This is a genomic window from Nonomuraea recticatena (assembly GCF_039533245.1).
GTDB lineage: Bacteria > Actinomycetota > Actinomycetes > Streptosporangiales > Streptosporangiaceae > Nonomuraea > Nonomuraea roseola.
The window spans coordinates 287841-310465 of sequence record NZ_BAAATE010000008.1; the positions used below are offsets into that span (position 1 = coordinate 287841).

At 67.7% G+C, this 22625-nt stretch carries 22 protein-coding genes; 13 read left to right on the plus strand and 9 right to left on the minus strand.

Annotation, left to right across the window (positions count from 1 at the left end):
- Positions 1–123: 123 nt before the first annotated feature.
- The 3 genes from ABFX50_RS18730 (at position 124) to ABFX50_RS18740 (ending at position 1900) form a co-directional block, all read left to right on the plus strand.
- Positions 124–303 carry a DUF6104 family protein gene (locus ABFX50_RS18730; protein WP_346147985.1) on the plus strand — a complete coding sequence of 60 codons (180 nt, stop codon included), beginning with the start codon at positions 124–126 and terminating at the stop codon, positions 301–303.
- Positions 304–383: 80 nt separating this feature from the next.
- Positions 384–1184: a DUF4097 family beta strand repeat-containing protein gene (locus tag ABFX50_RS18735; RefSeq protein WP_346147987.1), complete on the plus strand. Its 801-nt coding sequence runs from the start codon at positions 384–386 to the stop codon at positions 1182–1184.
- Entirely contained in the window at positions 1181–1900 is a 720-nt protein-coding gene (locus ABFX50_RS18740; RefSeq protein ID WP_346147989.1) for a helix-turn-helix transcriptional regulator, read from the plus strand. Before ABFX50_RS18735 ends, ABFX50_RS18740 begins: the two co-directional genes overlap by 4 nt.
- Here the strand turns inward: ABFX50_RS18740 and ABFX50_RS18745 are convergent.
- The 4 genes from ABFX50_RS18745 to ABFX50_RS18760 form a co-directional block, all read right to left on the minus strand.
- A complete protein-coding gene (locus ABFX50_RS18745; RefSeq protein WP_346147990.1) occupies positions 1886–2728 on the minus strand; it encodes an oxygenase MpaB family protein in 843 nt (280 codons plus the stop codon). The two genes, ABFX50_RS18740 and ABFX50_RS18745, sit on opposite strands and share 15 nt — an antisense overlap.
- 77 nt (positions 2729–2805) lie before the next feature.
- Complete coding sequence (locus ABFX50_RS18750; RefSeq protein ID WP_346147992.1) at positions 2806–3762, minus strand: zinc-binding dehydrogenase; 957 nt, start codon at positions 3760–3762, stop codon at positions 2806–2808.
- A gap of 9 nt (positions 3763–3771) precedes the next feature.
- Positions 3772–4644 carry a hypothetical protein gene (locus ABFX50_RS18755; protein WP_346147994.1) on the minus strand — a complete coding sequence of 291 codons (873 nt, stop codon included), beginning with the start codon at positions 4642–4644 and terminating at the stop codon, positions 3772–3774.
- Positions 4645–4721: 77 nt separating this feature from the next.
- Complete coding sequence (locus ABFX50_RS18760; protein ID WP_346147996.1) at positions 4722–6155, minus strand: acetyl-CoA synthetase; 1434 nt, start codon at positions 6153–6155, stop codon at positions 4722–4724.
- 275 nt (positions 6156–6430) lie between these two features.
- Between ABFX50_RS18760 and ABFX50_RS18765 the strand changes: the two genes are divergently transcribed.
- Positions 6431–7549 carry a trypsin-like serine peptidase gene (locus tag ABFX50_RS18765; protein ID WP_346129380.1) on the plus strand — a complete coding sequence of 373 codons (1119 nt, stop codon included), beginning with the start codon at positions 6431–6433 and terminating at the stop codon, positions 7547–7549.
- Between the two features lie 30 nt (positions 7550–7579).
- Here ABFX50_RS18765 and ABFX50_RS18770 read toward each other — a convergent pair whose 3' ends face one another.
- The gene (locus ABFX50_RS18770) at positions 7580–8743 is read right to left on the minus strand and encodes an RNA polymerase sigma factor (protein ID WP_346147998.1); all 1164 of its coding nucleotides are present in this window, start codon (positions 8741–8743) and stop codon (positions 7580–7582) included.
- The gene (locus ABFX50_RS18775) at positions 8743–9078 is read right to left on the minus strand and encodes a YciI family protein (protein ID WP_346148082.1); all 336 of its coding nucleotides are present in this window, start codon (positions 9076–9078) and stop codon (positions 8743–8745) included. Before ABFX50_RS18775 ends, ABFX50_RS18770 begins: the two co-directional genes overlap by 1 nt.
- Before the next feature lie 23 nt (positions 9079–9101).
- Between ABFX50_RS18775 and ABFX50_RS18780 the strand changes: the two genes are divergently transcribed.
- Positions 9102–10604, plus strand: a complete 1503-nt coding sequence (locus ABFX50_RS18780; RefSeq protein ID WP_379505328.1) for an MFS transporter — start codon at positions 9102–9104, stop codon at positions 10602–10604.
- 16 nt (positions 10605–10620) lie between these two features.
- Here ABFX50_RS18780 and ABFX50_RS18785 read toward each other — a convergent pair whose 3' ends face one another.
- The gene (locus ABFX50_RS18785) at positions 10621–10908 is read right to left on the minus strand and encodes an SSI family serine proteinase inhibitor (protein WP_346148002.1); all 288 of its coding nucleotides are present in this window, start codon (positions 10906–10908) and stop codon (positions 10621–10623) included.
- Positions 10909–11225: 317 nt separating this feature from the next.
- Between ABFX50_RS18785 and ABFX50_RS18790 the strand changes: the two genes are divergently transcribed.
- The 4 genes from ABFX50_RS18790 (at position 11226) to ABFX50_RS18805 (ending at position 15453) form a co-directional block, all read left to right on the plus strand.
- Positions 11226–12293 (plus strand): trypsin-like serine peptidase, encoded by a 1068-nt coding sequence (locus tag ABFX50_RS18790; RefSeq protein ID WP_346148004.1) that lies wholly within the window; start codon positions 11226–11228, stop codon positions 12291–12293.
- Between the two features lie 306 nt (positions 12294–12599).
- Positions 12600–13757: a trypsin-like serine peptidase gene (locus ABFX50_RS18795; protein WP_183655912.1), complete on the plus strand. Its 1158-nt coding sequence runs from the start codon at positions 12600–12602 to the stop codon at positions 13755–13757.
- 208 nt (positions 13758–13965) lie between these two features.
- Positions 13966–14487 carry a hemerythrin domain-containing protein gene (locus ABFX50_RS18800; protein ID WP_346148006.1) on the plus strand — a complete coding sequence of 174 codons (522 nt, stop codon included), beginning with the start codon at positions 13966–13968 and terminating at the stop codon, positions 14485–14487.
- Positions 14488–14583: 96 nt separating this feature from the next.
- A complete protein-coding gene (locus tag ABFX50_RS18805; protein WP_346148008.1) occupies positions 14584–15453 on the plus strand; it encodes a hypothetical protein in 870 nt (289 codons plus the stop codon).
- 48 nt (positions 15454–15501) lie between these two features.
- Here the strand turns inward: ABFX50_RS18805 and ABFX50_RS18810 are convergent, their stop codons facing one another.
- Positions 15502–15690 (minus strand): hypothetical protein, encoded by a 189-nt coding sequence (locus ABFX50_RS18810; protein WP_346148009.1) that lies wholly within the window; start codon positions 15688–15690, stop codon positions 15502–15504.
- Entirely contained in the window at positions 15687–16205 is a 519-nt protein-coding gene (locus ABFX50_RS18815; protein WP_346148011.1) for a carboxymuconolactone decarboxylase family protein, read from the minus strand. Before ABFX50_RS18815 ends, ABFX50_RS18810 begins: the two co-directional genes overlap by 4 nt.
- An 84-nt stretch (positions 16206–16289) precedes the next feature.
- Here ABFX50_RS18815 and ABFX50_RS18820 point away from each other — a divergent pair, with 84 nt between their 5' ends.
- The 4 genes from ABFX50_RS18820 to ABFX50_RS18835 all read left to right on the plus strand — a co-directional run bounded on the left by ABFX50_RS18820 (position 16290) and on the right by ABFX50_RS18835 (position 22597).
- Positions 16290–16844 carry a TetR/AcrR family transcriptional regulator gene (locus ABFX50_RS18820; RefSeq protein ID WP_183655902.1) on the plus strand — a complete coding sequence of 185 codons (555 nt, stop codon included), beginning with the start codon at positions 16290–16292 and terminating at the stop codon, positions 16842–16844.
- A gap of 350 nt (positions 16845–17194) precedes the next feature.
- Complete coding sequence (locus tag ABFX50_RS18825) at positions 17195–18790, plus strand: trypsin-like serine peptidase (RefSeq protein ID WP_346148013.1); 1596 nt, start codon at positions 17195–17197, stop codon at positions 18788–18790.
- A 452-nt stretch (positions 18791–19242) separates the two neighbouring features.
- Positions 19243–20856, plus strand: a complete 1614-nt coding sequence (locus ABFX50_RS18830) for a trypsin-like serine peptidase (protein WP_346148015.1) — start codon at positions 19243–19245, stop codon at positions 20854–20856.
- Positions 20857–21055: 199 nt separating this feature from the next.
- The gene (locus tag ABFX50_RS18835; protein WP_346148017.1) at positions 21056–22597 is read left to right on the plus strand and encodes a trypsin-like serine peptidase; all 1542 of its coding nucleotides are present in this window, start codon (positions 21056–21058) and stop codon (positions 22595–22597) included.
- Positions 22598–22625: the final 28 nt, after the last annotated feature.

The window sequence follows — 22625 nt, forward strand, 5'->3', positions numbered from 1 at the left end:
ACGAGGAATCTTTCCGCTGCGGACATCCCGCACGCCTGTACCCGCCGGCTCGCCCGCCCGAGGTTCACGACGTGCGGCGCACTAGAGTGACGCAGCGGCATCGGCGCGAGGAACAGGAGAGAGATGTACTTCACCGACAGGGGGATCGAGGAGCTCGTCGAGCGGCGCGGGGAGGAGGAGGTCAGCCTCCTGTGGCTCGGTGAGCGGCTGCGCGAGTTCGTGGACCTCAACCCCGAGTTCGAGACCCCGATCGAGCGGCTGGCGACCTGGCTGGCCCGCCACGACTCCGACGACGAGGAGTGAGACACGATACATCTTGAGATTTCCGACAACGCGACATATCGTGTCTTGTGTCGGACGCGTCGGGAACGAAGGACGGAACCATGTCGCAGTGGACGATCGAGCGGCCCCAGCAGCTCACGTTCGACGCCGTGAGCGCGCTCAACGTGCGCATCGTCGCGGGCAGGCTGGCCGTCCTGGCCAGCGAGGGGCCTCCGGCTCTTGAGGTCACCGAGATCGACTCCACCCCGCTCATCGTCACCCACGACGACGACGGCACGCTCACGATCGCCTACAAGGACCTCACCTGGGACGGCCTGCTCGGCTGGCTCAAGCGGTCGGGCAAGCGCTCCAGCACCCTGACGATCACCGTCCCCAAGGACTGCCGCCTCAGCGTCGGCGTCGTCTCCGCCTCGGCCGTGGTCGCGGGCTTCGAGCGGCGCACCAATGTCCGCAGCGTCTCGGGCGAGATCGTCCTGGACGGTGTGAGCGGCGACGTCAACGCCGAGACCGTCTCCGGCGACGTAGAGAGCCGCGCGATGGAGGGTGACCTGGCGTTCAAGAGCGTATCGGGCGACCTGGCCGTCGCCGGAGGCGTCCCGAGGCGGCTGAGAGCCGGCACGATCTCCGGCAGGATCACCGCCGACCTGGCACTGCGCCCCACCGGGCACGTCACGCTGTCCAGCGTCTCCGGCGACATCCTGGTCCGCCTGCCGCACGACGCGGAGAGCGACGTCACGATCCGCTCGACCTCGGGCCGCCTCGACTCGGCCTTCGACGAGCTGCGCCCACGTGACCGTCCAGCGGTCAAGTCGCTGTCGGGGCGGCTGGGTGGTGGAATGGCCTCTCTCACGGCCAACACCGTCTCGGCCGACGTCACGCTGCTCAAGGGGGAGAAGGAATGAGCCCGGTCTTCGGCCACGGCAGGCTCCGGCTGTATCTGCTCAAGCTCCTGGAGGAGAGTCCGCGCCACGGCTACGAGGTGATCAGGCTGCTCCAGGACCGCTTCCTGGGCGTCTACTCCCCCTCGCCCGGCACGATCTACCCGCGACTGGCCCGCCTGGAGGAGGAGGGCCTGGTCACGCACGAGGTCGTCGACGGCAAGAAGGTCTTCTCGATCACAGACAAGGGCCGCGAGGAGCTCAACTCCCGCCTCGACGAGCTGGCCGACCTGGAGCAGGAGATCACCGACTCCGTCCGCGACATCGCCCGCGAGGTCAAGGAGGACGTCCGCGAGACGGTCAAGTCGCTGCGCGAGGAGCTGACGGCGATGGCCAGGGACGTCAAGCGCAACAGCCGCGAGCAGCAGGCCGCCGATCTCAAGCGGCTGAAGGACCAGCAGAAGCGGCAGTGGATGGACCACGCCGCGCACTGGCAGGACGAGGGCGAGCGCCTGAGCAGGCAGTGGCGCAGCGTCTGGAGCGAGGTCTGGAGCGATCTGGGCGGGGCCACCGACAACCGCGCCGAGCTCGACGCCGAGCTGGGCGAGCTGCTGGCCGACTTCGTCGCCACGGTCCGCGAGCAGGCCTCCGACAGCCGCCTCACCCGCGAGACGCTCGAGCAGTGCCGCGCCGCGCTCGACGAGGCGACCGCCAGGATCCGCGACTCACTGCGCGGGTGACAGCTCCCGCCGCCGGCGCGCCGCCCGCCTGGCCCGGTAGGCGACCGGCAGGTAGCGCGCCCGCTCGGGCAGGTGCGGGGTGAGCGCCGCCACCGCCCGCCCGAGCCTGCGCAGCCGCCGCTCGTCCCGCGCCGACCACGACAGACCCAGCACCTCCCGTACGGCCGGCGGCAGCGTCCCGACGGTGACGAAGTGGTTGAACTCCCCCGACCCCATCCCCACAGGGGCCCACAGCCTGCGCAGCACCCTGGGCACCATGGGAGGGGCGGGGGTGCCGCGCATGGTGGCCAGCACCTCGAGCGCGGTCGGATGGGGCTCGAGCCGCTCGGCGATCATCTCGTCGAAGTAGGGCCAGAACTCCTCGATCGTGGGCGGCACCTCCCGCCCGGGCACCCGCAGGATCTCCCCCAGCTGCTGCGACTCGGCGTAGAGCGCGCGCTCCTGCTCGGCGGAGTAGGGCGTGCCGAAGTAGCGGTGCAGGGTGATGTAGCGCTCGAACAGGGTCAGGTGCACCCACGCGTAGGCTTCGCCGTTCAGCGCGTGGTACGAGCGGCCCTGTTCGTCGGTGCCGCTGATCGGGGCGTGGATCTCGCGCAGGCGGCGCCCCTCCTCGATGCCCTCGGCTCCGCCGTACACCCATTTCTGGACGGAGGTGAGCGTGCGGTTGAGCCGCCCCCACGGGTCCTGCTTGTAGGTGGAGTGCTCGGCGACGGCCGCGCCGACGGCGGGATGCATCGTCTGCAGGACCAGCGCGCTGCCGGCCACGAGCAGGTTGCGGTACTCGCCTGCGGTGTCCCAGTGGATCGTGCCCGGATGGAACGCTTCCATGGGTCATGACCTCCCGAGTGATACATCTTCCTTCTCTTTGTATCACCCGGGAGGGTGCGAAGTAACCCAACACTTATTCAGCGGGTGAAGACCACCTTGCCGAACAGCTCGCCCTCGTGCATGGCGGCGAACCCGTCGCGCGCCTGCGTCATGGGCATCGTCCTGTCGATGAGCGGCCTGACCCCGGTCTGCTCGAGGAAGACCGCCAGGCGCCCGAGCTGGTCGCGGGTGCCCATCGTCGAGCCGACGATCGAGAGTTGCAGGAAGAAGACCCTGTTCAGGTCGGCGGGGGGCACCGCGCCGCTGGTCGCGCCCGACACGACGATCCGCCCTCCGGGGCGCAGCGACTTCAGCGAGTGATCCCACGTGGCCTGGCCGACCGTCTCCATCACCGCGTCGACCCGCTCCGGCAGCCTGGCCCCCGGCTCGAAGACCTGGTCGGCGCCGAGTTCGAGCGCCCTGTCGCGCTTGTCCTGCGACCTCGAGGTGGCCCACACCCTGAACCCCGCCGCCCTGCCGAGCGCTATCACCGCCGTCGCGACGCCGCCGCCCGCCCCCTGCACCAGGACGGTCGAGCCGGGCTCGAGACCCGCCTTGTCGAACAGCATCCGGTAGGCGGTCAGCCACGCCGTGGGCAGGCACGCCGCCTCCTCGAACGTCAGAGCGGCGGGCTTGGGCACCAGGTTGCGGCGCGGCACCGCGACCCGCTCGGCGAAGGTGCCGTCGTGCACCTCCGACAACAGCGACCGCTTCGGGTCGAGCGTCTCGTCGGCGCCGGAGCCGATCACGGAGTGGACGATGACCTCGTTGCCCTCCTCGTCGACGCCTGCCGCGTCGCAGCCGAGCACGATGGGCAGCCGGTCCTGGCGGATGCCGACGCCCTTGAGCGTCCAGAGGTCGTGGTGGTTGAGCGCGGCCGCCTTCACGGACACCGTGGTCCAGCCGTCGGGCGCCTCGGGCTCCGGGTGCTCACCCAGCGTCAGCCCTGCGAGCGGGTTGTCGGGATCGGTCTGTGTAGCGGTTACGGCGAACATGGCCGCACCTTACTGCTTGAGCTTGACCTTGATCCCCTTCAACGCCGACTTCACGAAGGGCGCCTCTCCCGAGGCGGAGACGAAGACGTCGCCCTTGCACGTGCCGTCGGCTCCCCTGCCGTTCTGCCGGACCTCGGGGGGAATGCCGCCGTTGCGTGGGCAGTTCTTCGTCAGCACCAGCGAGACCATCTGACTGAGCCCGCCGCCGAACAGCAGTCCAGGCCCCGCCGGTTCGCCGCCCAGCCGGTCGCCTGGCCCGGACAGGTGCACGGGCTTGCTCGCCGACAGCACCAGGTAGCCGCCGGACGTCACCCTGCCCTTGAGCGCACGCGCCCATTCCATGCGCTGCTCGAAGGTGAGCGGGTCGGGCCTGTCGAGCAGCGCGATGCGCCAGTCGCCGAACTCGTAGATCAGCAACTGCCCGCTCGGGAAGGTCCACAGCGACACGTTGGAGGTCAGGCCCCTGATCCGCCTGCCGTTCAGCGGCTGGCCGCCCAGCGGCGCGTAGAGCTTGCGAAACCTCAGGGCCGGGCCCTCGCTCCACACCCCCTGCGTGGGCCTGGAGCCCTTCCTGCCCAGTTGCAGCCGCGCGGGATAGCGCACCTCGGCCTCCGTGCCGTCGGGGAAGACCACGTCGATGGCCTCCTCCTCGCCCTCCCTCCTGGGCTCGGCGCGCAGCACGTTGGGCGTGCTCTCGTACTGGTAGGTCGAGGGGCGCGGGGTGCCGGACAACGCCATGTCCGGCCGCGCGGGCCCCGGCGGTTCGTCGGGGTTCCTGCTGATCAGCAGGCCCGCGGCGGGGACGGCGAGCACGCCGACGAGGACCGCGATGCCGATCCAGCGCCTGCGGTGGGGGGTGCCTGCCTCTATGACGTCGTGCACACCTCAATTCAGTTGCCGGGCCCTTCCCCATGCAAGACCCGCGGGGCTCTCGCAGGTCACAAGTTCACAACCGTGCGTCACCAGACCGCGACGTTGACCTTGCCGTCGGTGGTGAGCGTCACCCGCTCCCCGATCAGCTCTCTCTCCATCGCGTCGGCCATGAGCTCCGGCCTCAGCACCCACGCGTGGGTGCGCCCGCCTTCGGGCAGGTCCAGCACGAGCAGGCCCTTCGAGGGCGAGCCGTCACGCTCGTGCGCGACGGTGTAGCCGGCCACCGTGGCCCGCCCCGCGCAGGAGGAGACGATCGGCACGGGCTCGGCGGTGTGGACGGGCCGGCCGTCTCCGAGCGTGCCGCCTGGCTCGCTCGACCACACCGCGTAGGTGTGCTTGGTCAGGTGCATGCCCACCCCGCTGACCAGCCCGTGCCCGCCGTCCCTCAGCAGCCCCGCCATCGTCGCCGTCGAGTGCAGCACGTACCCGCTGGCCGGCCCGCCCGCGTACGGCAGGCCGCCCGTGACGGTGAGCCCGCGCCGGTCCAGCGGGTCCAGCCCCAGCGCGTCGCAGGCCATCCTGACGGCGACGGCGAAACAGCTGTAGATGTCCATGGCCGCCATGTCGTCGAGACCGAGGCCCGCCCGCTCGAACGCGGTGGAGGCCGCCGCGCCGAGGGCCGCGGAGGAGCCGAGCGAGGGCCTGGCCGCCACCTCCCACGTGTCCTCGGCGTAGGCCCAGCCGCGCAGGTAGATCCGCCGGTCGAGGGGGATGCCGAGCCGGTCGGCGAGCCCGCTGGAGACCAGCGCCAGCGCCGCCGCCTGGTCCACCTCCATGACCGCCACCGTCTTCTTGGTGTACGGCCAGCCGACGAAGCGGTTGCCCGGCCCCGGCGTCACCAGCTCCGACGGGGTGTGCGCCGTCCGGTGCCAGGCATGGGGGTTGACCGCCGCGACCTCGGTGAAGGGGGCGAACAGCTCCCCCCTGGAGGCCCGCTCCTCGGCGATCCCGAGCCGCAGGGCGGTCTCCATGATCGCGTAGGTGTGCACGGGCAGGAAGAGTTCGTGCGCCAGCGCGGCGGGGTCGGGCTCCCGCTCCCAGCCGTAGGGCGGCTTGGGGTCGGCGGGATGGCTCCACGCGACGCGCTCGCCCGCCCTCCGCAAGGCCCGCCTGGTCGCCAGCGCCTCGGCGCCCACGATCAGCGCCGCCTCCATCTGCCCCGCCGCGATCCTGCCCGCCGCCGCCCCGATGAGCTGCTGCGGGGCTGTGCCGCCGACTCTGGAGTAGGTCCTGTGGCGAGGGGCGGCGCCCAGTCTCTCCGCCAGCCGTCCGATCGGGTCGTCGTACTGCCAGGAGTCGGTGTAGACGATCTGGACGGAGTCGAGCCGCGCGGCGGGCAGCCGCGCCTCTGCCAGCGCCTGCCTCGCCACCGTCTCCCAGAGGGACAGCGGCTCGGGGCCCGGCTGGTCACGGACGGTGAGCTGAGCGGCTCCGACGAGGCAGGGGGTGCGTGGATCCATGACGCGATATAACCAGAGCAATGTTCGGTATGTAAAGGGAGAGGCCGCTGTTAATAGTGTTGCGGTGGTTATTTGATTCCCGCTCCGACCTGCGCGGATACCTTTCTTGAATACATGCAGAATGGTTATTTCAATAACGGAATGGAACCGGGCCAGACTTTTTCACGTCGTTTCCTGGTTTCCGACTCGGGCTATTCAGTAGCGTCCTCAACGTTTTCCTGGCCCACCGGGGCACAGTTCCCCGCTCTGGGCCGCCGAGAACCGGAAGGAGCACTATGTTTTCCCGAGCAAGGCGCCTCACGGTCGGCGTCGCGGCCTTCGGAATGGCCGCGGGTCTGATCAGCGCCACCGCGGCCCAGGCCGCGGCCCCTGGCGACGTCGTCTCGAAGAACGCGGAAACCTCAGCAGCCAACGCCATCGCGTTCTGGACGCCGGACAAGATCCGCGCGGCCACCGACATCAACGACGACCTGGCCATGGACGTCAAGGGAGCCAAGGGCAGCGCCTCGGCCCCTGACGGCCCGCCCGGATCGGTCCCGCCGATCGGCGCGGAGAAGGCCAAGGCCATCAAGACCAAGCAGGTCAACCTGCCCAACACGGTCGGCCGCATCTTCTTCACGCTGCCCGGCGCCAACCAGAACGACAGGAAGAGCTGGAAGTACTGCTCAGGCACCTCGGTCCAGGGCAAGTACCGCAACGTGGTCGCCACGTCCGCCCACTGCGTCTACGACGTCAAGCACAACGTCTTCTACGACAACTGGGTCTTCATCCCGTCGTACTGGGACGGCAACAACAAGTGGGACGGCAAGGCCCCCTACGGCATGTACGCCGCCAAGACCTTCAACGCCCACGACGACTTCGTGGTCAAGGAGGACTACGACTACGACTACGCCTTCGTCAACGTCTACAACGGCACCAAGCCGGTGTGGGAGAAGGACGACAAGGGCAACTGGCACGCCAAGAAGAAGAACGTCGGCAGGCTCGGCGACAACGTCGGCGGCCAGGGCTTCACCTGGAACCGCAGCACCAAGGCCACCGTCTTCTCCTTCGGCTACCCGGCCGGCGATCACCCTGACGGCGACAAGCCGTACACCGGCAAGACCATGAAGTGGTGCTACGGCACGACGGCAGCCATGCCGCCCGCGCCGAAGTTCCGCATCGAGGAGCACATCGGATTCAGGTGCGCCTTCACCGCGGGCGCCAGCGGTGGACCGTTCCTCTACAACTACAAGAACTCCAGCCGCACCGGCTACCTGATCGGCGTCAACAGCGTCGCGTGGGACACCGACGGCAACGACCGCTACGACCGCATCTCCTCGCCGTACTTCAACGGCGACACCTACAAGGTCTACAAGGTGGCCGCCAACCGCTGGAGCGGCAACCAGCCCTCCTGATCCGACGGCCCGACCCGAGACCCCGGTCCACTAGGACCGGGGTCTTCCCCTTTCCTCCAGGTAGCGCCGCTCGGGCAGGCTGCTGGTCAGCTCGGCCGCCCTGAGGTAGGCCGCGCCGGCCTCCTCGTGCCTGCCCGCCATCTCCAGCAGATGAGCCCGTACGGCATGCAGCCGATGGTGGTCGGCCAGCTCGGCCTCGAGCGTGCCGAGCAGCGCCAGGCCCTCCAGCGGCCCGCGCACCATCGCCACGGCCACCGCCTGGTTCAGCGTCACCATGGGTCCTGGCGCGATGCGCGCCAGCAGCTCGTAGAGGGCCAGGATCTGCGGCCAGTCGGTCTCGCCCTCCTCCGAGTGCACCGCCGCGATCGCCGCCTGGAGCTGGTAGGCCCCCAGCGGCCCCGCCGACAGCGCCCCCGTCACCAGCTCCACGCCTTCGGCGATGAGGTCCTTGTCCCACAGGCTCCTGTCCTGCTCGGCCAGCGGCACCAGCGAGCCGCCAGGCCCCGCGCGCGCCGTACGGCGGGCGTCGGTCAGCAGCATGAGCGCCAGCAGCCCCGCGACCTCCCCGTCGTCGGGCAGCAGCCTGCGCACCGTCCTGGTCAGCCTGATCGCCTCGCTGGTCAGATCGGCGCGCTGCAGGTCGGGGCCCGAGGTGGCGGTGTAGCCCTCGTTGAAGATCAGGTAGAGCACGTGCAGGACCACGTCGAGCCTGTTGGGCGTCAGCTCGAAGGTGGCGCCCGCCTTCTTGATCGTCGCCTTGGCCCTGCTGATGCGCTGAGCCATCGTCGGCTCGGGCACCAGGAACGCTCCCGCGATCTCCGCGGTGGTCAGTCCGCCGACCGCGCGCAGCGTCAGCGCGATCTGGGAGGCGGGCGTCAGCGAGGGGTGGCAGCACATGAACAGCAGCGTGAGCGTGTCGTCCTGGTCGGGGACGGCGGGCGGCTCCTCCAGCGCCTGCTCCGCCTCCCTGCGGCGCCGCGCCTCCTCGCTGCGGATCTCGTCGATCATCCGGCGCGAAGCGACCGTGACCAGCCAGCCCTTCGGGTTGTCCGGCACCCCCTCCTTCGGCCACTGCGTCGCGGCGGCGAGCAGCGCCTCCTGCACCGCGTCCTCGCAGGCGTCGAACTGCCCGTAGCGCCTGACGAGCGCACCGAGCACCCGGGGAGCGAGCTCCCTCAGCAGCTCCTCGCTCATTACCCGACGACCGGGCGCAGCTCGAGCGCGCCGCCGTAACAGGCGTCAGGCCAGCGCTCGGCGATCTCGGCCGCCCGCTCCGGCGTCGCGCAGTCGATGATGCAGTAGCCCGCCAGGTACTCCTTCGACTCCAGGAACGGGCCGTCCGTCACCGCGGGGACGCCGTTGATCACCCTGATCGTCCGCGACGCCGAGGGGTCGGCCAGAGCCTCGCCGCCGACCCACTCGCCGTTCGCGGTGAGCTCGGCGATGAGCTCGTCCACCTGCGCGACGACCCGGTCGAAGTCCTTGGAGATGGCCTGCGACGCGGCGGCGTTCGTGTAGATCATCAACATGTATTTCACGGATTCGACGCTACATGTCGAGGCGTGTCAGCCGGCTCCGACCCAGGAGCGTGAACACGAAATGGATCGGCCTCGCCGTACTGGCCCTGCCCACCCTTCTCATCTCGATCGACGTCTTCGTCCTGCTGCTGGCGCTGCCCCATCTGAGCGCGGAGCTCGGCGCCGGCAGCACCGAGCAGCTGTGGATCATGGACATCTACGGGTTCATGCTCGCGGGCTTCCTCATCACGATGGGCACGCTCGGTGACAGGATCGGCCGCAGGCGCCTGCTGCTCATCGGCGCCACGGCCTTCGGCCTCGCCTCCGTCCTGGCCGCCTTCTCCACCAGCCCCGCGATGCTCATCGCGGCCCGCGCCCTGCTGGGCGTGGCGGGGGCGACGATCGCGCCCTCCACGCTGGCGCTGATCAGCAACATGTTCACCGATCCCAGGCAGCGCGCGACGGCGATCAGCGTCTGGCTGGTCTGCTTCATGTCGGGCGCGGTGGTCGGCCCGCTGGTCGGCGGCCTGCTGCTGGAGCACTTCTGGTGGGGAGCGGTCTTCCTGCTCGGCGTGCCCGTCATGGCGCTGCTGCTCGCGCTCGGCCCCGCCCTGCTGCCCGAATACCGCGACACCGCCGCGGGACGGCTCGACCTGGCCAGCGTCGCGCTCTCGCTCGCCGCGATCCTGCCGGTCATCTACGGGCTCAAGGAGCTGGCCAAGGACGGACTGCGCGCGGCGCCCCTCCTCGCGATCGGCCTGGGGCTGGCCTTCGGCCTCGCCTTCGTCCGCCGCCAGCGCCTGCTGCCCGACCCGCTGCTCGACCTGCGCCTGTTCGCCAGCCGCGCCTTCACCGCCTCGCTCGGCGCGATGATGTCGGGCACGCTGCTCATGGGCGCTCTCATGATGTTCATCACGCAGTACTTTCAGCTCGTCGGCGGGCTGTCGCCGTTCGTCGCGGGGCTGTGGATGCTGCCAGCCGTGGCCGCCTCGGGCGTGGCCTTCCTGCTCTCACCGATCGTGGCGCGCAGGGTCCGCCCCGCCTACGCCATCGCCGGCGGCATGATGGTCTCGATCGCGGGCCTGCTGCTCATCTCGCAGGCCGAGGGACTGGTGGCGGTGGCGGCCGGCTTCGCCCTCATCAACCTGGGCGCGGGGCCGATGGTCGTGCTCGGCACCGACCTGGTCGTCGGCTCGGCCCCGCCGAGCAGGGCGGGCTCGGCCGCCGCGCTGAACGAGACCAGCGGTGAGTTCGGCTTCGCGCTCGGCATCGCCGTCCTGGGCAGCATCGGCACCGCCGTCTACCGCGCGGCGCTGCCGGCCGACGCGGGCGAGGCCGTCCGGGAGAGCCTGGCCGCGGCTGTCGCGACCGGGCTCGACCCCGTACGGCTCGAGCCCGGTCGCGCGGCGTTCACCACCGGGATGCACACGGTGGCGGGGATCAGCGCCGTCCTGCTGCTCGGCGTCGCCGTCCTGACCGCGGTCCTGCTCAGGCAGGTCGATCCCCTGCGGGAGAAGACACCCGAGCAGGTGGCCTGAGCGCGGTCCTTCCCGCTCAGAAGTCGAAGACAGGGCCGGTCGAGACGCCCAGCTCGCAGCGGTTCCCGTAGGTGCGCATGTGCATGGACAGCCTTCCGTCCCACGTGCCGATCGCGGAGACGGGCACGGGGTCGCTCTCCATGGTGCACATGATCGTGCCGGCCTGCTTGAGCCTGCCGGGCACGCCGTCGACCGCGGCGAGGGCGTCGCAGGCCTGCCTCGCCTTCGGGTGCGTGGAGCGGTGGACCTGGCCGGGGTCGCAGATGAGGACCGTGAAACGCTTGTCGGCGACGAGGAGCAGCATCCGCCGCAGTCTGGGGTCATTCGGCGGTGCGGCCTCGACCCCGGAGGCGGACACGGACTCGGGCGAAGAAGCGGTGGCCGCAAGGGCCGGAGTGGCAGCGAAAGCCGTACCGCACAGCACGGCCAGACATGCGAGTCTCTTCATGATCAAAAGACTGTCTTGGCGTTCTGAGCTGCGACAACGATCGACACGCTGGATATACAGTACCTATTGGGTTTCTTGATCAGATAACGATCCCCTATCCAGGCTGCAATTACGCCGACGATCTGGAAAAATCACCCGTTACGGCGCAAGGAAGGCAATTCATGATCCCCCGCATGAGGCAACTCGCGATCGCCGCCAGCAGCGGCGTTCTGCTGATGCTGCCCATGTTCACCGGGACCTCCCACGCCGTCGCCGCCCCTCCCGACTACGTCTACGCCGAGCCGCTGGCCAAGTCCGACGCCGAGATGCGCAAGGTCGCGGAGTACTGGAAGCCCGAGCGGCTGAAGGACGCCGACAGCTACTCCCCCGCCACCCCCGGCACCAAGTCCTCGGCCCCTTCCTCCTCGCCCTCCTCCTCCGCCGGCTCGGTGCTGACCAACGGCGTGTCCAGACGGGCGGCCGCGCGTGACATCCAGCCGACCGCCCCGGCCAAGGGCGGCGCCGCCAAGACCATCGGCAAGGTCTTCTTCCAGCTCGGCGGCAAGGAGTACTGGTGCTCGGCCAGCGCCGTGGCCGCCAAGAACCGCAGCCTGGTCGCCACCGCCGGCCACTGCGCGTGGGACCCCCGTCTCGGCAAGAGCGCCAACTGGATCTTCGTCCCCAGCCCCGGCAAGGACGGCGACGCGCCGCACGGCATCTACGTCGGCTCCACCCTCCACATGCACGAGGACTGGGCGGCCATCGGCGACTACGACTACGACTACGCCTTCGTCTCGGTCCACCACGGCTTCCGCTGGGTGACCGAGGACGGCAAGGCGGTCATGAAGGACGTCGGCCGCCTGGAGGACAACGTCGGCGGCCAGGGCCTCACCGTAGGCAAGAAGACGGGCAACCAGGTCGCCGCCTTCGGCTACCCGGCCGGCGTCCAGCCCGACGGCTCGCAGCCCTTCAACGGCCGCACGCTCAAGTCGTGCGAGGGCAAGACCAAGCGGACCGTCAACCCCACCCGCAACCTGCAGTACGGCGTGCTGTTGTCGGGATGCGACTTCAGCGCGGGCGCGAGCGGCGGCCCGTGGATGCTCGGCTACCGGGCCTCGACGGGGCTCGGCTTCCTCAACGGGATCAACAGCCTCACGTGGAACCTCGACGCGGCGGCGAAGTACGATGCGGTGTCCTCGCCGTACTTCACGCCGACGACGTTCGAGGTCTACGACCAGGCCGCCAACGACGCCACCACCTGACTCCCCGCACCCTCCCGGCCACGGTGCGATCATGGAATCAGTGAAATGTGACTTATGTCACATGAAACACTGGCAACCATTTGATCACTCCCGCGTCATAGGCATGCTGATCAGCACAGACCATCCGCCGTCCGCTGATCTCGGACAGGTCACAGTGCGAGCGGTACGCCCGACTTGTCCCTTGGCCTGATCGTCGGGAAATTCACAGGACCAAACCCCTGCCTGTAGGTTCCTGCCTGTCCGTTTGCTGACTCTTGGGGCGCAAGAGGCGTCACGGTCAGCGCAAAGGAATCCAGGAGTTATACCTTGAAGCGCATCTTCCTCCCGGCTGGTGGCGCGATCCTTGCCACCGGTCTCCTGGCCGCTGGCCTCTCCGCCGGCTCCGCCCAGGCCGCCAGCGACATCGCCTCCGACCCCATGGCCAGGAACTCCGGCGAGGCCGCCTCCATCGCGACCTTCTGGTGGAAGTCGAACGGCGCCGCCCTTCGCCAGGCCAGCGCCTACCACTGGGACTCGAGCGAGGTCAAGAAGCTCGTCAGCAAGGGTGGTTACACCCCCGACGGCAGCCCCGGCATGGTCGCTCCCACCGGCAACGCCGTGAGCTCCGGCACCGGCCAGAACATCAACATCCCCAGGACCGTCGGCAAGGTGTTCTTCCTCGACGCCAGCGGCCAGCCCCGCTGGTGCACGGCCACCTCGATCCAGGCCAACTACAAGAACCTGGTCGCCACCGCGGGCCACTGCGTGTACGACACCGACGGCAACGCCGACACCATGTCCAAGTGGGTCTTCGTCCCCGGCTACTACCAGGGCAAGGCGCCGTTCGGCATCTACGTCGGCAAGCAGGCCTTCACGCACTACGACTTCGACGTCTACGAGGACTACGACCGCGACTACGCGTTCGTCACCGTCTACAACGGCATCCGCTTCACCGGCGTGAAGCAGGTCGACAGCCGCGACTACAACCGCTTCGTCGGCCCGAAGTGGGGCGGCAAGTACATCCTGCTGTCCGAGGACGCGGGCCGCCTGGGCGACAACGTCGGCGGTCAGGGCTTCGCCTACAACCAGCCCACCGGCAAGTACGTGCGCACCTTCGGCTACCCGTACGCGCCGCACCCGGACGGCAGCAAGCCGTACACCGGCGTCACCCCGAAGAACTGCTACGGCAGGACCTCGGCCAAGACGGTCGGCTCGGCCGCGAAGAAGATCGAGGAGCACGTGGCGCTGAAGTGCCCGGTGACCCCCGGTTACGACGGCGGCCCCTGGCTGCTGCAGTACAGCAACGCCAAGCGTCTCGGCTACGTGAACGGTGTCACCAGCACCTTCAACGACCAGGACGGCAACGACCGCGTCGACTACATCTCCAGCCCGTACTTCGACAGCGAGACGGCCGCCGTGTACAACGCCGCCAAGAACCGCTGGTCGGGCAAGATCGTCGGCAAGGACGGCGAGCTCTACAAGTAGGCCCTCCCCCCGGTAGGCGTTCACGCGCTTCGGGGCTCGGCCAGTGCCACAGTGGGAGGCTTCGCGCCCCCCACTGTGGCTGCTTCGTTTTCGGGCCCGGGGCGCTTGACGTATCGCCCGGATGGTGATGAGATCCCGCGTCAGCGTCGCAGTGCACCCGGCAAAGAGACCGTCGTGGGCGCGGAGGCGTCGAAAACACGGGAAACCTGTGCAACCACGCATTGAACCGACCGGACGCCTCGCCGCGTTCGGCACCCAGCTCTTCGAAGTACACCACTGGCTCCGCGAGGAGCTGTCCCGGCTTCGCGACAACGTCGACGCCTTCCTCGACGGGGAGGGCGGGCGCCCACGCGAACTGCGGGCCCACTGCCTGACCTTCTGCGCGGCGCTCGAACGGCACCACACGGGCGAGGACCAGAACGCCTTCCCCACCCTGGCCGAGGAGTTCCCCGCCCTGCGGCCCACGCTGGAAAAGCTGCAGGAGGATCACCACCTGGTGGCGGGCATCCTGCGCAGGATCGAGGCCCTGGTCGGCGACCTCGACGCCGACCTCGACGAGACCGAGGCGGAGCGGGTGCGCCGGGAGCTCGACGGCCTGTCCGCCATCGTGGAGTCGCACTTCTCCTTCGAGGAGAGACAGATCGTGGAGGCGCTCAACGCGCTGAAGGATCCGGGGTGGGAGCAGTCGAAACCGGACTTCCTGAAGATGCCCGGCAGCGCCCCTGCCTGAATGACCGTGGGCCGTCCTTTGGGACGGCCCACAGCCATGTTCACTCAGATCACGAACTGTGCGTCATCAAACGACAACTCTCGGTAAAGTCGTCGCGTGCCGTCAATAGTTCACGAGACCGTGATCGATCTCTTCCGAAAGCGGCCCACACTCGCGGCGACCCTGATCCGCGAGCAGGGCGTGGCTCTGGCCACCCACGACGAGGTGCGTCTGGAGTCGGAGAGCCTCGCCGACTGCAAGCCCGCCGAGTATCGAGCCGACGCCGTGATCGTGCACAGGGCCGAGAGCAAACCGGTCCTCGGCGTGATCGTGGAGGTGCAGCTGCGGCCCGACGAGGACAAGCGATGGAGCTGGCCGGTCTACCTGGCCACCCTTCGCGCCCGCCTGCAGTGCGACACCGCGCTGCTGGTGATGTGTCTGAGCAGCAAGACGGCCAGGGAATGCGCCACCCCCATCGACATGGGGCACCCAGGATGGACACTCGCCCCTCTGGTCATGGGTCCTGACCACCTGCCGCGAATCACGGACGTCGCGCAGGCCATCGCGGAGCCTGAGCTCGCCGCGCTGTCCGTGGTCGCGCATGGGCGCGACCCCGGACCTGCGGGACAGGAGGCCATGGACGTCTTCTACAAGGCGGCGCCGCTCATGGCCGACGGACTGGGCAAGACATATGCTGATGTCGTACTGGCACTGCTACCCAAGGTAGCCGCGCGGAAATTCGTGGAGGGACTCATGGCGCTCGGAACCCACGAGTACAAGAGCGACTACGTCCGCCAATGGGTCGCCCAGGGCAAGGCGGAGGGCAAGGCGGAGGACATTATCCTCGCTTTCCGCACCCGAGGCATCGACGTCTCACCCGAGGCGGAGAGGCGCATCCTCGACTGCTCCGACGCCGACCAGCTGAGTGCGTGGTTCCCGAAGTCGATCACAGCTGACAGCGTTGAAGAGTTGTTCGACAGCGAGTGATGTCGTTCCGCACCCTCGGCTACTCGAGGCCGGTTCGTCCTCACGACTTCAGGTCGGAGACGAGCGGCAGGTGATGGCGCGCACCGCCGGGGCCGAGACGATCTGGGTGTGGTCGACGCCCGGCACCCTGATGTTCATGAAGCCGCCCTCGATCGCGAACAGCACGTCGCTGAGATCGCCCTCGAGGCTGTAGCCGTCCACCAGCTCGACGGAGCCTGTCCTCCACTCGCGGTTCACGCGCTCACCTCCGGGAAGTCGAGCTCGGGCTCGGCCACGTGGTTGAAGTAGTTGGACAGCGTGTTGAGCCCGACGTGCGCGACGATCTCGGCGATCGCCGCGTCCGTCACCCCTGCCGCTCTGGCGGCGGTCAGTTCCGTGGAGTCGATGCGGCCCGCCGTACGGACGACGGCCTGAGTGAGCGCCAGGACGGCGCCGGCGTGAGGGTCGGCGTCATGGGCGGCGCGGGTGGAGAGGAGTTCCTCGTCCGTCAGCCCCATGCGGCTGCCGCGCAGGGTGTGGGCGCTCACGCAGTACGTGCAGCCGTTCTCCTGCGCCACCAGCAGCGCGATCTGCTCCCTGAGCCTGGCGCTCAACACCCCCTTGGACAGCTGGTCGCGCATGGCCAGGTAGCCCGACAGGGCGGCGGAGCTGTTGGCGAGGGTGGCATACAGGTTCGGCACCCGTCCGAGCTGGCGGCGGGTCTCCTCCAGCAGGCCGTCAGGATCCTCGGCGAGTTGCGGCAGGCGTGGCATGTCATCTCCAAACGGTACTGATCGGTTCCGTTAGGACGGTACCGATCGGTTCCATTTGTGGCAAGACCCGCATAACCTGGCACCATGCCCACGAACGCCCGCGAGCGCCTGCTGACCACCGCCGACGACCTCTTCTACGCCGAAGGCATCCGCGCCGTCGGCGTCGAACGCATCCTGAGTGTCTCCGGCGTCGGCCGCGCCTCCTTCTACCGCCACTTCCCCAGCAAGGACGACCTGGTCGTCGCGGTACTGCGGCGACGCGACGAGGCGTGGCGCGCATGGCTGACCGAGAGGGTGGACGCGCTCGGCGGGCAGCCCCTCAACGTCTTCGACGCCCTGGCCGAGCGTTTCGCCCGCGCCGACTTCCGCGGCTGCGCCTTCATCAACACCATGGTCGAGACCGCCGACCCGGCCAGCGCCGCCCACCGAGCCGCCGCCGAGCACAAGGAACGCGTCACGGACTACGTCGCCGACCTGCTGGACGACCGCGCCGAACTGGCCGGCTCCTTCGTGCTGTTGATGGACGGGGCCATCGTCACCGCCGTACGGGAGCGCTCGACGGCGCCCGCACACCACGCCCGAGCCGTCGCCGAAGCTCTCCTGAGCACCTTCCAGGACGCGAAATCAGGGCTTTCCTGAACGTTTCCTGGCAAGATCGAGAGATATTAGACGGTGTGAGACCGATTTCGGTGCCATCAAGTTCCTGTGATCTGCGTCACACGCAGCACATCACAGAGAGTGCTGCCTCACTCACTGCACTTTTGTCCCATTCGCCACAACCCCTTGGGGCCCTGCGGAAACGTGGCTTACCGGATACCGGGCGCGATCATGTCTGACAGATAACGGAAAGGTCACGCAGGTTGGGGCTCCCGACGAAGGGCCCACAACGGCTTTCACCTGCGAAGATCACCGGGTTATGGTCCTTGCTATCCCTTTACTGACGCATGGGACGCATGTTGCGTCTCACGACAGAGCAAGGAGCAGTTCCCTTGAAGCGCATCCTCATTCCCGCCAGCGGCGCCGTCCTGGCCACCGGTCTGCTGGCTGCCGGTCTCGCCGGTACCGCCCAGGCGACCAGTGACGTCGCGAGCGACCCGATGGCGAAGAACGCCGCGGTCGCCCAGTCCATCGCCCAGTACTGGGCCGAGTCGAACGGTGCCGCTCTCAGGGCCGCCACCGAGTCGAACATCTGGGACAGCAAGGACGTCGCCAAGCTCAAGAGCACGGGCGGCTACAGCGCCGACACCAAGCCGGGCGTCGTCGCCCCGATCGGCGAAGAGAAGAAGACCGCGACCAAGTCGCAGAACGTCAACATGCCGAAGACCATCGGCAAGGTCTTCTTCATCAACTCCAAGGGCGAGCGCAAGTGGTGCTCGGCCACCTCGATCCAGTCGCGCTACCGCAACCTGGTCTCGACGGCCGGTCACTGCGTGTACGACACGGCCGGCAACGCTGACACGATGTCGAAGTGGGTCTTCGTCCCGGGTTACTACCAGGGCAAGGCGCCGTTCGGCATCTACGTCGGCAAGCAGGCCTTCACGCACTACGACTTCGACGTCTACGAGGACTTCGACCGCGACTACGCGTTCGTGACGGTCTACAACGGCATCAAGATCGACGCCTCGAAGGCCAGCCAGGTCACCAAGAGCGAGTTCGAGAAGCACGTCGGCCCCAAGTGGGTCGACGAGAAGACCATCACCCGCGACGAGTGGGCCGCCGGCGTCGAGAAGTACGGCGTCAACGGCCCGTTCCAGTCGAAGGCCGTCGACCCTAAGGTCGAGGCCGTCGCCAAGCCGGCTGACGCCGCCAAGCACATCGAGGACTACATCCTCGGCAAGGGCCCGACCGCCGGCGTCCAGCTGACGGGTGTCGAGGTCGTCAAGTCGGTCTACACCAACGCCGGCAAGGGTCTCGACAACGGCAACCAGTTCGAGCGTCTCAGCACGAAGCTGCCGATCAGCGCCGAGGAGTACGCGGAGCTGAACAAGGCCAAGGCTGACGGCAAGTTCCTGGGCGAGCTGACCGTTGACCTCGACAACAACAAGCAGCCCAAGGCTTGGTACAAGCAGCAGTTCTTCATCAAGAAGTGGATCAAGACCAGCGAGCAGTTCCGCTACTGGGTCGAGACCTACTACGTGCAGGACGTGAAGGCGGCTGACGCCGGTCGTCTCGGCGACGCCGTCGGCGGTCAGGGCTTCGCCTACAACCAGCCCACCGGCAAGTACGTCCGCGTGTTCGGTTACCCGGCCGCAGCGCACCCCGACGGTCACAAGAACTTCACCGGCATCACCCCCAAGTGGTGCTACGGCAAGACCACGGCCAAGACCGTCGGTTCTGCCGCCAAGAAGATCGAGGAGCACATCGCGCTGAAGTGCTCCATGACCGAGGGCGCCGACGGTGGCCCCTGGCTGCTCAAGTACAGCAACTCCAAGCGTCTCGGCTACGTGAACGGTGTCACCAGCACCTTCAACGACCAGGACGGCAACGACCGCGTCGACTACATCTCCAGCCCCTACTTCGATGGTGAGACCAACACCGTCTACAAGGCCGCTGCGAACGTGTGGTCCGGCAAGATCGTCGGCTAAGGCCGAGCTGCACGACCCGCGCTGAGAGGTGACTCTCCGCTCGGTTGCAACACCAGAGGGGGCCCGACATCGTCGGGCCCCCTCTGCGTTTCGAGCGGTCTGATCGAAATTTGCTGGCCCCTTCGACGCACCGGAGCCCGAAACGGTGCCATCTGGACAATGTGATCTGTGTCACATCAGCAACTCACGCCGCGTGACGCCAGCACTCCAACCTCATTCGCCACACTAACAACATCTTTATGGTGATCTGCGGAAACATCACCAAGGAACCCACCGGCACCGTACCTGCGCTTCAGCCACTCAAACATCACAGAACGATCACGCCCGACTTGGGCGGCCTTTTCCCTCCAAAGCGGCTTCCTGTTTCCAAGATCGGCACTGTATGTTCCTGGCTATCCCTTTACTGACGACTGGGGCGCAAGAGGCGCCCCACGACAGCGCAAGGAGTTACCTTGAAGCGCATCCTCCTCCCCGCTGGTGGTGCCGTTCTGGCCACCGGTCTGCTGGCTGCCGGCCTCGCTGGCACCGCCTCGGCCACCCCGGCTCCGACTGACGAGTACCTCGCCAAGAGCGCTCAGCAGGTCGCGGACATCATCGACTTCTGGACGAAGTCCGACAACGCCGCCCTGAAGTCGGCCACGGCCTACCACTGGGACTACAAGGAAGTTAAGAAGCTCGTCCAGAAGGGCGGGTACGTCGCCGACACCAAGCCGGGCGTCGTCGCCCCGATTGGCGAGGAGAAGAAGGTCGCGGCCAAGGTTCACAACGTGAACGTGCCGAAGACCATCGGCAAGGTCTTCTTCGAGACCCGCGACGGCAAGCTGCAGTGGTGCACCGGTTCGTCGATCCAGAGCAACTACAAGAACCTGGTCGCCACCGCCGGTCACTGCGTCTACGACCTGGCTGCCAACAACGAGGTTGTTTCTCGTTGGGTCTTCGTCCCGGCTTACTACCAGGGCAAGGCTCCTTACGGCATCTACGTCGGCAAGCAGGCCTTCACGCACTACGACTTCTCGATCTACGAGGACTTCGACCGCGACTACGCGTTCGTGACCGTCTACAACGGCATTGGCGGCGGCGCCGGCAAGGCCGCTCAGGTCACCAAGAGCGAGTTCGACAAGCACGTCGGTCCGAAGTGGGTTGACGAGAAGGACATCACGGCTGCGGAGTACACCGCGGGTCGCGACAAGTACGGCGAGAACGGCCCGTTCAAGTCGAAGGCTGTCGACCCCAAGGTCGAGACCGTCGCCAAGCCGGCCGACGTCAACTCCGGTGCCGACGCCCAGAAGTACATGGACGCGGACGGCCACAACGGCGTCAAGCTGACCGGCGTCGAGGTCACCAAGGGTCAGTACACCGCTGCCCCCGACGGCCTGGACAACAACGCCAAGTTCCTTGGCATGAGCGATGCGCAGCCGGTCGCGATCAGCAAGGAAGAGTACGACAAGCTGTCGGCCGACAAGGCTGACGGCAAGTACCTGGGCGATCTGACGGTCTCGAAGGACGCCAACGGCAACGTCACTGCCTGGTTCAAGCAGCAGTTCTACATCAAGAAGTGGGTCAAGAGCACCGCTCAGACCCGCTACTGGGTGGAGACCTACTACGTCGTGGACGTCAAGTTCGTCGACAACGGCCGCCTCGGCGACGTCGTCGGTGGCCAGGGCTTCGCGTACAACCAGCCCACCGGCAAGTACGTCCGTACCTTCGGCTACCCCTACGCCGAGCACCCCGACGGCTCCAAGCCGTACACCGGTGTCACGGTGAAGAACTGCTACGGCAAGACCAGCGCCAAGCTGGTCGGCTCGGCCGCCAAGAAGATCGAGGAGCACGTGGCGCTGAAGTGCGCCATGACCCCCGGTGCTGACGGTGGCCCGTGGCTGCTGAAGTACAGCAACGCCAAGCGTCTCGGCTACGTGAACGGTGTCACCAGCACCTTCAACGACCAGGACAGCAACGACCGCGTTGACTACATCTCCAGCCCGTACTTCGACGGTGAGACCAACACCGTTTACAAGGCGGCTGCGAACACGGCTTCGGGCCCGATGTTCCCGTTCCCCAAGCCGTAACACGTCAACGTTGAGCTGGGGGTCCAAACCCCAACTCATCTGCTTCATCCGAAGGGCTCGGCATCTGCCGGGCCCTTCGGCCTTTTCCGGGGACACAGCGCGATGCCTGGAGCAAACCCTCAGGAAAGATCCCTTACGGGAGAGACACGAGGGTCGGTAGGGTCTTAACACCCCTTTTGCTGATTTGTGGAGCCCCCCGTTGAAGCGCCTGCTCATCCCCCTTGCCGCAGCCGGTCTGACCGCCGCCGCGCTGGCCGCACCCGCCGCCGCCGCTCCCAGCTGGGTCACCGACCCGCTGGCCCCCAAGCCCGCTGACGCCTACAGCACCGCCAAGTTCTGGCTGAACGCCAACGGCGCCGCGCTCAGGAAGGCCACGCAGTACCACTGGGACTCCAAGGACGTAACCAAGCTGGTCAAGGTCAGCGCCGACCAGCCCGATGACGGCAAGCCCGGCATCGTCGCCCCCATCGGAGCTGCCAAGACCGGCGGCAAGGTGAAGAACGTCAACCTGCCCAGAACCCTCGGCAAGGTCTTCTTCGTCGACCGCAAGGGCGAGTACCGCTGGTGCTCGGCCACCTCGATCCAGTCGAGGCACCGCAACCTCGTGGCCACCGCCGGGCACTGCGTCTACGAGCACGGGCGTGACGTCTTCGCCAAGTGGGTCTTCGTCCCCGGCTACTACCAGGGCAAGGCGCCCTTCGGCGTCTTCTCCGGCGCGTACGCCTTCACCGCCTACGATCTCGACACCTACGACGACTACGACGGGGACTTCGCCTTCGTCGCGGTCCACAACGGGTTCTCCCTCACCGGCAGCCGCGAGGTCCCCAAGGGAGAGTTCACCGACTGGGCCGGCGACAAGTGGGTCGAGCACGAGGAGATCAAGGAAGACGAGTACAAGACCGGCTTCGAGAAGTACGGCGCCGCGGGGCCGTACTGGTCGAAGGACTTCGACGTCACCCCCGAGAAGGTCGGCCACGACTACAAGGGCGAGAAGACCCTCACCAAGGTCGAGGTGACCGAGAAGGAGTACGGCGACGCCGCCCCCAGCACCACGGCCAACGTCAACGGCGAGCAGTACGAGAAGGTCGGCCCGACGCCCATCAGCAAGGAGAAGTACCAGGAGCTGACCAAGCTCAAGGCCGACGGCAAGTTCCCCGGCAAGCTCCACGCCGAGGTCAGCAACGGCGCCGAGATCGCCTGGTACGAGAGCCACTACTACATCAAGCAGTGGGTGAAGTCGGGCAAGACCGTCCGGTACTTCCGCGACCACTACATCATCGGCATGGCCAAAGACGCGGGGAAGCTCGGTGACGCCGTGGGTGGGCAGGGCATCGCGTGGAACCAGCCGACCGGGCAGCCCGTCTTCGTCTTCGGCTACCCCGCCGACCCGCACCCCGACGGCGACAAGCCGTACACCGGGGTCACCCCCAAGTACTGCTACGGCAAGACGGGCACGAAGACCTACCAGGTCAACTCGTTCAGGGTGGAGACCCACCAGGCCCTGAAGTGCTCGCTGACCGGCGGCTCGGACGGCGGGCCCTGGCTGCTGAAGTACAACAACAGCAAGCGCCTCGGCTACGTCAACGGCGTGACCAGCCTCTTCCACGACCAGGACGGCAACGACCGCGTGGACATGATCAGCTCGGCGTACTTCGACGGTGAGACCGCCGACGTCTACAACAAGGCGCAGTACGCGGAGACCAAGGCCGTCGTCGGCCCCAAGGGCGAGATTCTGCAGTAGAAACGCGCGACTCCGGCCCGGCTCGTCA

What these genes read in the sequence shown, in the direction of transcription:
- ABFX50_RS18730 (WP_346147985.1), top strand. Translation starts at nt 124, where the DNA reads ATGTACTTCACCGACAGGGGGATCGAGGAGCTCGTCGAGCGGCGCGGG.
- ABFX50_RS18735 (WP_346147987.1), top strand. Translation starts at nt 384, where the DNA reads ATGTCGCAGTGGACGATCGAGCGGCCCCAGCAGCTCACGTTCGACGCC.
- ABFX50_RS18740 (WP_346147989.1), top strand. Translation starts at nt 1,181, where the DNA reads ATGAGCCCGGTCTTCGGCCACGGCAGGCTCCGGCTGTATCTGCTCAAG.
- ABFX50_RS18745 (WP_346147990.1), bottom strand. Translation starts at nt 2,728, where the DNA reads ATGGAAGCGTTCCATCCGGGCACGATCCACTGGGACACCGCAGGCGAG.
- ABFX50_RS18750 (WP_346147992.1), bottom strand. Translation starts at nt 3,762, where the DNA reads ATGTTCGCCGTAACCGCTACACAGACCGATCCCGACAACCCGCTCGCA.
- ABFX50_RS18760 (WP_346147996.1), bottom strand. Translation starts at nt 6,155, where the DNA reads ATGGATCCACGCACCCCCTGCCTCGTCGGAGCCGCTCAGCTCACCGTC.
- ABFX50_RS18765 (WP_346129380.1), top strand. Translation starts at nt 6,431, where the DNA reads ATGTTTTCCCGAGCAAGGCGCCTCACGGTCGGCGTCGCGGCCTTCGGA.
- ABFX50_RS18770 (WP_346147998.1), bottom strand. Translation starts at nt 8,743, where the DNA reads ATGAGCGAGGAGCTGCTGAGGGAGCTCGCTCCCCGGGTGCTCGGTGCG.
- ABFX50_RS18775 (WP_346148082.1), bottom strand. Translation starts at nt 9,078, where the DNA reads ATGTTGATGATCTACACGAACGCCGCCGCGTCGCAGGCCATCTCCAAG.
- ABFX50_RS18780 (WP_379505328.1), top strand. Translation starts at nt 9,102, where the DNA reads ATGTCGAGGCGTGTCAGCCGGCTCCGACCCAGGAGCGTGAACACGAAA.
- ABFX50_RS18785 (WP_346148002.1), bottom strand. Translation starts at nt 10,908, where the DNA reads ATGCTGCTCCTCGTCGCCGACAAGCGTTTCACGGTCCTCATCTGCGAC.
- ABFX50_RS18790 (WP_346148004.1), top strand. Translation starts at nt 11,226, where the DNA reads ATGAGGCAACTCGCGATCGCCGCCAGCAGCGGCGTTCTGCTGATGCTG.
- ABFX50_RS18815 (WP_346148011.1), bottom strand. Translation starts at nt 16,205, where the DNA reads ATGCCACGCCTGCCGCAACTCGCCGAGGATCCTGACGGCCTGCTGGAG.
- ABFX50_RS18820 (WP_183655902.1), top strand. Translation starts at nt 16,290, where the DNA reads ATGCCCACGAACGCCCGCGAGCGCCTGCTGACCACCGCCGACGACCTC.